This window comes from Rhodococcus sp. P4_F5, from assembly GCF_056401315.1.
The window spans coordinates 1-7,577 of record NZ_JBFUJP010000119.1; the positions used below are offsets into that span (position 1 = coordinate 1).

8 protein-coding genes and 1 pseudogene are annotated in these 7,577 nt (G+C 74.1%); 5 read left to right on the forward strand and 4 right to left on the reverse strand.

Translation table 11 applies throughout. From position 1 onward, the window contains the following. The 3 genes and pseudogenes from AC1DU4_RS25700 to AC1DU4_RS25710 form a co-directional block, all read right to left on the reverse strand. Positions 1-466 (reverse strand): annotated as a pseudogene (locus AC1DU4_RS25700) (hypothetical protein); the annotation flags it as partial. Positions 467-484: 18 nt separating this feature from the next. Next, positions 485-1,297, reverse strand: a complete 813-nt coding sequence (locus tag AC1DU4_RS25705; protein ID WP_477844702.1) for a CPBP family intramembrane glutamic endopeptidase — start codon at positions 1,295-1,297, stop codon at positions 485-487. 37 nt (positions 1,298-1,334) lie between these two features. After that, positions 1,335-2,120: a DUF2470 domain-containing protein gene (locus tag AC1DU4_RS25710; RefSeq protein ID WP_477844704.1), complete on the reverse strand. Its 786-nt coding sequence runs from the start codon at positions 2,118-2,120 to the stop codon at positions 1,335-1,337. Positions 2,121-2,228: 108 nt separating this feature from the next. Between AC1DU4_RS25710 and AC1DU4_RS25715 the strand changes: the two genes are divergently transcribed. The 5 genes from AC1DU4_RS25715 to AC1DU4_RS25735 all read left to right on the forward strand — a co-directional run bounded on the left by AC1DU4_RS25715 (position 2,229) and on the right by AC1DU4_RS25735 (position 6,578). Further along, positions 2,229-2,963, forward strand: coding sequence for a hypothetical protein (locus tag AC1DU4_RS25715; RefSeq protein ID WP_477844706.1), 735 nt, complete (start codon positions 2,229-2,231; stop codon positions 2,961-2,963). Positions 2,964-2,979: 16 nt separating this feature from the next. Beyond that, positions 2,980-3,900 carry a prephenate dehydratase gene (gene pheA, locus AC1DU4_RS25720; protein ID WP_477844708.1) on the forward strand — a complete coding sequence of 307 codons (921 nt, stop codon included), beginning with the start codon at positions 2,980-2,982 and terminating at the stop codon, positions 3,898-3,900. A gap of 1 nt (position 3,901) precedes the next feature. Beyond that, on the forward strand, positions 3,902-4,567 hold the full coding sequence (locus tag AC1DU4_RS25725) for a histidine phosphatase family protein (protein ID WP_477844710.1): 666 nt from the start codon (positions 3,902-3,904) through the stop codon (positions 4,565-4,567). A 94-nt stretch (positions 4,568-4,661) separates the two neighbouring features. Next, positions 4,662-5,276 (forward strand): TetR/AcrR family transcriptional regulator, encoded by a 615-nt coding sequence (locus tag AC1DU4_RS25730; protein WP_477844712.1) that lies wholly within the window; start codon positions 4,662-4,664, stop codon positions 5,274-5,276. Between the two features lie 123 nt (positions 5,277-5,399). Beyond that, on the forward strand, positions 5,400-6,578 hold the full coding sequence (locus AC1DU4_RS25735; RefSeq protein WP_477844714.1) for a lipase family protein: 1,179 nt from the start codon (positions 5,400-5,402) through the stop codon (positions 6,576-6,578). A 22-nt stretch (positions 6,579-6,600) separates the two neighbouring features. On the opposite strand, the gene AC1DU4_RS25740 is transcribed toward AC1DU4_RS25735, so the two are convergent. Next, positions 6,601-7,410 (reverse strand): ESX secretion-associated protein EspG, encoded by an 810-nt coding sequence (locus AC1DU4_RS25740; protein ID WP_477844716.1) that lies wholly within the window; start codon positions 7,408-7,410, stop codon positions 6,601-6,603. Positions 7,411-7,577 lie beyond the last annotated feature (167 nt).

Genomic DNA, 7,577 nt, shown 5'->3' on the forward strand with positions numbered 1-7,577 from the left:
GCGCGGGGTTCTGCGGCCGCTGCGGCGGGGCCGGCGGCGCGGGCTGGTCGCGACGCGGGGGTGGTGGTACCGGGGTGCCCGGGCGGACCGGCTGCCCGGACGCGCCGGGGTGGCGCTGCGGCGTCTGCGTCGGGGTGTACGCCGACCCGGCGGCCGGTCGGTAGGCGTGGGTCTGCTGCGGCGGCGGGCCCGCCGGGCGACCGCCGGCCGGCGGCTGTGACCAGGCCTGCGGGGGCTGCGCGCGGCCATCGCGCCGGATCACCTGGGTGCCCTCGGGTCCGGGGTCGGCCGGGGCGCCGCGGTACGGCGGCTGGGCGCGGGGCGGCGGCGGGTAGTTCGGCGGCGGGTAGCTCGGCGGGGGGTTTCGGCGCGGCGGCTGGTTCGGCGGCATCTGCGGGCGCGGGGCTCCGGCGCGACCCGCGTGGGGGTCGCGGGGGTCTCGCTGCTGGGGACGGTCGCCGTTCACGTGAAACGACTCTACGGGTCAGGGCAGCCAGGACACGTGGCCACGCAGCGCGGTGTACCCGACGAACGCGACCGCGTCGATCAGCCAGTGCGCGACGACCAGCGGCCACAGCCGGCCGGTCTTCTGCCAGTAGCGGCCGAACACCAGGCCCATCACCACGTTCCCCAGCCCGCCGCCGAGGCCCTGGTAGAGGTGGTAGCTGCCGCGCAGCACCGCGGACGCGAGCAGCGAGCGGTTCTCGCTCCAGCCGAGCCGTCGCAGCCGCGAGATCAGGTACGCGACGACCAGTACTTCCTCGGCGGCGGAGTTCGCGAACGCCCACGCCACCAGTGCGGGCAGCCGCCACCAGTGGTCGTCGATGGTGCTGGGCACGACGGTGAGGTTGGCGCCGAGGGCGTTCGCCACCAGGTACAGCGCCAGGCCGGGCAGCCCGATCAKCGCCGCGAGCCCGACGCCGGGCAGCAGGTCGCGTCGCCAGTCCGGCCGGGCGGGCAGGCCGATCCGGGCGGGGCCCAGGCCGCTGCGCCAGAGCAGGTACAGCCCGAGTGCGGCCCACGCACACAGCTTGGCGATGCCGAGCAACTGTCGGCCGAGGTCGATCCAGCCGACGGTGGACTGGGTGACGTTGAGCGCGACGGTCTGGTCGGAGAGGACGCCGGGGGCGAGTGCGTCCTCGGTCAGCGACAGGATGCCGGACAGCCCGCTGAGCCCGAAGGTGACGAGCAGGACGACGGTTATCTCGAACCACAGCGCCCGTCGCTGCTCGGGCGTCGGCGCGGGCTCCGACGGAGCGGGGGCGTTCGGCCGCAGCCATTCGTCGAGCCTGGTCACCCGGGCCACGGTAGCCGACCGGGGCCGGCCGGCCGGTTCAGTGCCGGGCGCGCAGGCCGTTGACGAAGGGGCAGCCGACGAGCAGACGCAGGGCCCGGCTCAGGGCGGCGGCGTTGTCGACCGGGTCGCCGAAGGAGAGTCGGACGTCGTTGTCGGCGCCGCCACCCTCGGCGCCGGTGTCCTCCACCCGCAACCGGATGCCGTACCGGTCCAGGCCGAGCGGCCGGACGCGGCCGCCGCGCAGGTGCCGGGGCAGCCGTCGGGCGAGCAGGTCCACCAGTTCGCCGTGGTCGGCCTCGAGGTGTTCGAGCCAGTGGTCCTCGATCTCCCAGAACGGGTCGGGGCGGGCCGCGAGCAGGTCGTCCAGCGGGACCGGTTCGGCGCCGTGACTGTCCGCGACGACGGCGGAGTCCAGTACCAGGCGCAGCAGGGTGGTGGTGTGCCCGACGTCGAGCAGTCCGGGGTCGGGGTGGTCGGTGGCGACGGCGGCGGCGAGCGCGCGGGAGGCCTCCGGGGGCACGGAGTGCAGTGCGCCGCGCAGCCAGACCAGCGAGCGCACCGGTTCCCGGAGGGGGAGCGGCGCCCGGTCGGTGAGTTCGAGGACGGCCGGCAGCCCGGCCCGGGAGGCCTGCCACGCCAGCGCGGTGGCGGCGGAGTCGGTGGGGACGGTGAGCACGACGTCGCCGCCCGCCCGCAGGTGCTGGACCGGCACGACGACCGGGTCGCTGCCGTCGATGGCGAGGACCGCCTGGTGCGCGCGGGCGCAGGCGCTGCGCACCCGCTCCGCGGTCGACGGGCCAAGCGTGATCTCTGGCGTGCTCATCGGCGGGATCCCTTCGGTTACCGGCATCACAGTAGGTTAGCCATGCCTAAGTTACGGGAGGGTGGCCGCGGAACGCAAGGGCCGTCGCCGCCGATTACCGTTGGGGGCGTGTCCACCCTGCTCACGCTGCAACCGCCTGCCCCGCGCGACCCGGAACCGCCCTTCGCCGGGCTGCTCTTCGAGGTCTGCGCCGACGTCGACACCGTCCGGGCCCGCCGCCGCGGCGTCCTGTTCGGGCCGCCGGTGATCGCGGCAGGGGCCCTGCTGGCCGCGCCGGGTCAGGTTCCCGACGAGCCGGTCTGCGTGCGCCTGGACGCCGACCCGGACCTGCTTCCCGCCTCGCCGGCGCGGCCGGCGCGCTTCGAGATCGACTGCAGCGCAGACCAGCTCGACGACGTCGTCGCCCTCGCCCAGGGGGACCCGAAGCCCTTGCCAGCCCGGCTCGTGGTCTTCGTCGAACGCGGAGACCAGTCCCGCGGTTGGGCCGCCGAGTCCGCGGCGCGGATCGCCGACGCCGGGGCGCACCCCGGGCTCGACGCGGGTACCGCCGCCGAGGACGTCGCCGACTTCCTCGCCGTTCTTGCGCACTCGGACGCCGGCTTCGTGGCCCGGGCCCGCACCGGCGCCGAGGTGGTGGCGGTGCTCGCGGCCACGGTGGCGGCGCTGCGCGGCGACGACATCGCCGCCGCCTTCGCCGCGGCCGACCCGATTCCGGTGGCCGCGCTCAGCCCCGCCGCGGCCGCGGCCGTGCGTGAGGTGCTGGTCGGTGTCGCCGTCGACGACGCGGCGGAGGCCGAGTCGTACCTCTTCGAGCACGGGATTGCGGCAGACCCGAAGGGCTGAACAGTAGCCTGGACCCGTGCCACGCATCGCCTACTTCGGACCATCCGGGACCTTCACCGAGATGGCTCTGGCCAAGTTCGAGAAGGACGGCGCCTTCGACGGCCCGGTCGAGCGCATCGCCGCCCCGAGTCCGCCCGCGGCTCTCGACCGCGTCCGCGACGGCGTCGTCGACGCGGCGGTCGTGCCGATCGAGAGCTCGGTGGAGGGGCCGGTCCCGCCCACCATGGATGCGCTGGCGTCGGGGGAGCGGCTGCAGATCGTCGCCGAGACCGAGCTCGACGTGCGCTTCACCATCGTCGGCCGGCCCGGCACCACGCTCGACCAGGTGCGCACGATCCGGGCCTACCCCGTCGCCTCGGCCCAGGTGCGGCTCTGGCTCGAACGGAACCTGCCGGACGTGCGGCTCGAGTCCGCGTCCTCGAACGCCGGCGCCGCGGAGGACGTGGCCGCGGGCCTGGCCGACGCGGCGGTCTCCACCGCGCTGGCCGGCGAGCGGCTGGGTCTGAGCGTGCTGGCCGCCTCGGTCGCCGACGTCGACGGCGCCCGCACCAGGTTCGTCCTGGTCGCCCGGCCCGCGCCGCCCCCCGCGCCGACCGGGGCCGACCGCACCGCGGTGGTGCTGCAGCTCAGCAACGAGCCGGGCTCCCTGGTCGGTGCGATGTCCGAATTCTCCACTCGTGGAATCGATCTCACCCGGATTGAGTCCCGGCCGACGCGCATCGAGTTCGGCACCTACCGGTTCTTCCTGGACTGCATCGGGCATCTCGAGGACGCGGCCGTCGCGGAGGCGCTCAAGGCCCTGCACCGCAAGCACACGGTCCGGTTCCTCGGGTCGTGGCCGGCGGCGACGCCGGGCGGGCAGCCTCCGCCGTCGGACGAGGAGGCGAGTCAGTGGCTGCGCCGGATCGGCGCGGGCGAACCGGACGGGGAGCAGTGACATGGCGGGCAAGCTGATCCTGGTCCGGCACGGCCAGACGGAGGCCAACGTGGGCCTGCGGCTGGACACCCGGCTGCCCGGAGCCCGGCTCACCGAGGTCGGCGAGGGGCAGGCGCGGGAGTTCGGCAGTCGGCTCGTCGGCACCTCGCCGCTGGCCGTGGTGGCCTCGGAGGCGTTGCGCGCCAGGCAGACCGCTCGGTGGGTCGAGCGGGCGTCGGGCGTCGCGGTGCAGGTGCGCGAGGGGATTCACGAGGCCCAGGCGGGTGACCTCGAGGACCGGGCCGACCGCGCCTCCCACGAGCTGTTCGCCAAGGTCTTCCACGCCTGGCATGCCGGCGACCTGGCGGCGAGGATCCCCGGCGGCGAGTCCGGCGAGGACGTCCTCGAGCGTTACGTCCCGGTGCTGAGCGCGCTGCGCCGGGAGTTCCTCGAGGCGCCCGACGCCGGGGGCGACGTGCTGGTGGTCAGCCACGGTGCGGCGATCCGGCTGGTGGCCGGGTACCTCGCCGGGATGGACGGCACGTTCTCCGCGCGCACCCACCTGGACAACACCCAGACCGTCGAGTTGGTGCCGACCGTCGGTGGCGGCTGGCAGTGTGTGCGCTGGGGCGCAGTGCTGCCCCCGTTCGATCTCGCCCCCGTGGTGCCCGACGATCCCATGGGCTGACCGCTCGGCGCGCCTGTCATGCGTTTGACCGACGGGGGTGCCGCCGGTCGGGTCAAGCGGACCATTCGGGCAGGTCGATGCGTATTCTGAGGCGGTGACGGAGCGAGTTGACAAGCGCACCCTGCGATACGCAGGGCGGCGTGAGGAGCTGCTCGCGGCGGTCACCGACTACGTGATCGCGAACGGCGTCGGCGAGCAGTCGATCCGGCCGCTGGCGCAGGCGGCCGGGGTCTCGCACGCGTCGCTGCTCAACCACTTCGGCAGCAAGGAAGAGTTGCTCAGCGCGGTCGTGGAGAACCTCCGGCAAGGGTCGATCCCGGTGGCGCTGGGCACGGAGGGCGACGACCCGGTGGAGCTGCTCAAGCGGTGGTGGGCCGCCCGCACCGCACCGGAGGTGCTGCCCCGGTTCCGGCTGATGTTCGAGATCTACGCCCAGGCGCTGCTGGATCCGGCGCGTTTCGAGCGGTTCCTCGAGCACTTCGTCGGCGAGTGGCTGGCCGCGCTCGAGGCGGGGTTGCGCCGCGCGGACTGCCCGCCGGACCGGGTGGCCGACACGGCAACCCTGATCCTCGCCCAGGTCCGCGGGCTGCTGCTGGACCTGCTGGCCACCGGTGATCGGGATCGTGTCGACCGGTCGTTCCTGTTGTTCGCCGACACCATCGACATCTACGTCCGTTCCTGGCGGTCCGCCGCGGGAAAGGCAGACTGACTCCCGCCACGTGGCGGGCTGCGGACCTGTCCAGAATGATTGATTGACCAGACGGTAGGTCTAACTTATGGTCGGTGTGCCGGTCCGCATGGTGACCGGGCGCACACCCGTGAGGAGATCAAGTTGACCCGTCGTCTACGCGCCGCGCTGGTGAGCACGGGCCTGTGCCTGGCCGTCGCGGCCGGTTTGGCTGCCCCGGCCGCCGCCGCTCCCGTCGCCGCTGACCGGCCGGGCACGGTCACGTCGGTCCGGGACCAGCCGGCCGACCGGCAGCTGCCGGGTGCCGCGAAGTCCTCGCTGGTGACGTACTGGTCGCAGGGGCCGCAGGACAGGCCGATGCTCAGTACCGGGACCGTCTACCTGCCGCACGGCACGGCACCGGAGGGCGGCTGGCCGGTCATCTCCTTCGCCCACGGCACCACCGGTGTGGCGGACCAGTGCGCCCCGTCGGCCAACCCGCTGAACGAGCGCAGCGTCCGGTCCTACAGGCACTGGCTGGACCAGGGCTACGCCGTCGTGGCCACCGACTACGTCGGCCTCGGCACCCCGGGCGTGCATCCCTACMTGGACGGCCGCTCCGCCGCGCACAGCGTCGTCGACATGGTGCGGGCCGCCCGTTCCGTCGAGCCGGGCCTCTCGTCCAAGTGGGTCGCGATGGGCCAGTCCCAGGGCGGCCAGGCGACGATGTTCACCGCGAACCTGGCGACCTCGTACGCGCCGGAGCTCGACTACCTCGGCGCCGTCGCCACCGGGGTGCCGTCGAACATCGAGAACCTGCTGCCGCTCGGCGGCCCGGCGTTCCCGAAGCTGCCGCTCAAGGGCACCACCGTGTACATCGCCAACGCGCTCGACGGCCTGCGTGCGGCCCGACCGGACGTCGACGTCGACTCGTACCTGAGCCCGCTCGGGCGCACCATCCTCGACGACGTCGAGAACAACATCTGCTACGCGGAGGCCCGTACCAAGTACGCCGACGTCTCGCTGGGTCAGTTGCTGTCCAGGTCGATCGACACGCCGGCCTTCACGGCCGCGGCGCGCAAGATCCTCACCGTGCCGACCGACGGCTACGACCGGCCGGTCTTCATCGGCCAGGGCCTGAACGACATCGACGTCCCGGCCCCGCTGACGCTGAAGCTGGCCGCCGACCTCGCGGCGAACAACGTCGACCTCGCGTTCCGCACCTACCCGACCGACCACCTCGGGACGGTGCCGGCGTCGGAGGCGGACAGCACGCCGTTCGTCGCCGCGCTCTTTGCCGGCGAGAAGCCGTGCACGGGTATCTCCTGCTCCGGTTCCAGCTAGTCCATGGCACTGGTCGGCGAGATCAGACCTCGCCGACCAGGGCCCCCACGGCCTGCCGGACCCGGGCGTCGCCGCCCGGTCCGAGCGTGGACCAGGCAGTACCGTCGGTGGCGGTGCTCGAGGTGCCGAGGATCCGGCCGTGGTCGGTGTCGATCACCGCGACCGGTGCGCCCAGCGGTGCGGACCGGCCGTCCGCGCGGCGCATCGCGACGATCTCGGTGCGGGCGAAGCAGGTGGCCAGCGCGGCGGCCAGCACCCCGGCCTCGCGGGCCGCGACGCCGAGGGTGGCGAGCTTCCGGGCGGTCGCAGCCGGGTCCGCGCAGTCCGACAGTGTCTCGACGAGCCCCGCAGTGACGGCGTTGACGGGTCCGAACATCAGTGGCCGCGCGAAACCCGCAGTGCCGCACAGGAGGTCCCGAATCGGAACCGAACAGGGTTGCAGCACAACGGAGTTCTCCTCACGACGGGCCATGGCYCCGCCGAGCGGGCCCTGCGCCACGCACAGGCGGTCGACGCCGTCGCCGGTGTAGCGGCGCAGCGCGACCTCCCGGTCCGGCCGGGCCAGGATCCGCAGTCGGTCCGCGAGGTCCGGGTGCGGGTCGCCATGGTCGAGCAGGCCGCGGTCGGCGAGGGTCCGGGCCGCCCCGACGAAGGCGGCGTCGCGGGCCGCGGCGGTGTCGAATCGCGATGACGCGTCCAGCACCACCGGCAGTTCGTCGATGCGCAGCAGGTGGACCAGCAGGCCCAGTTCGTCGAGGGTGAGGGTCGCTGAGGGCGGCCCGGCGGGCGCGAGCACCGCGCCGGAGGTCAGCACCGCGGGCGTCTCGATCACGACGAGCAGTCCGGGTCCGCGCCGATCACCGACGGGATCACCACCCGGCCGTCGCCGAAGTGCTCGAACCCGCGCAGGTAGGCGGGCGTGCGGTGCCGCTCGCCCTCGCCGGCCCCGCGGGCGGCGCCGGTCATCGGTGCCCCCACCGGCCCGCCGCGCCCCGACGC

Coding starts and splice junctions, on each gene's coding strand:
- AC1DU4_RS25710 (WP_477844704.1), bottom strand. CDS start 2,120: ATGAGCACGCCAGAGATCACGCTTGGCCCGTCGACCGCGGAGCGGGTG.
- AC1DU4_RS25725 (WP_477844710.1), top strand. CDS start 3,902: ATGGCGGGCAAGCTGATCCTGGTCCGGCACGGCCAGACGGAGGCCAAC.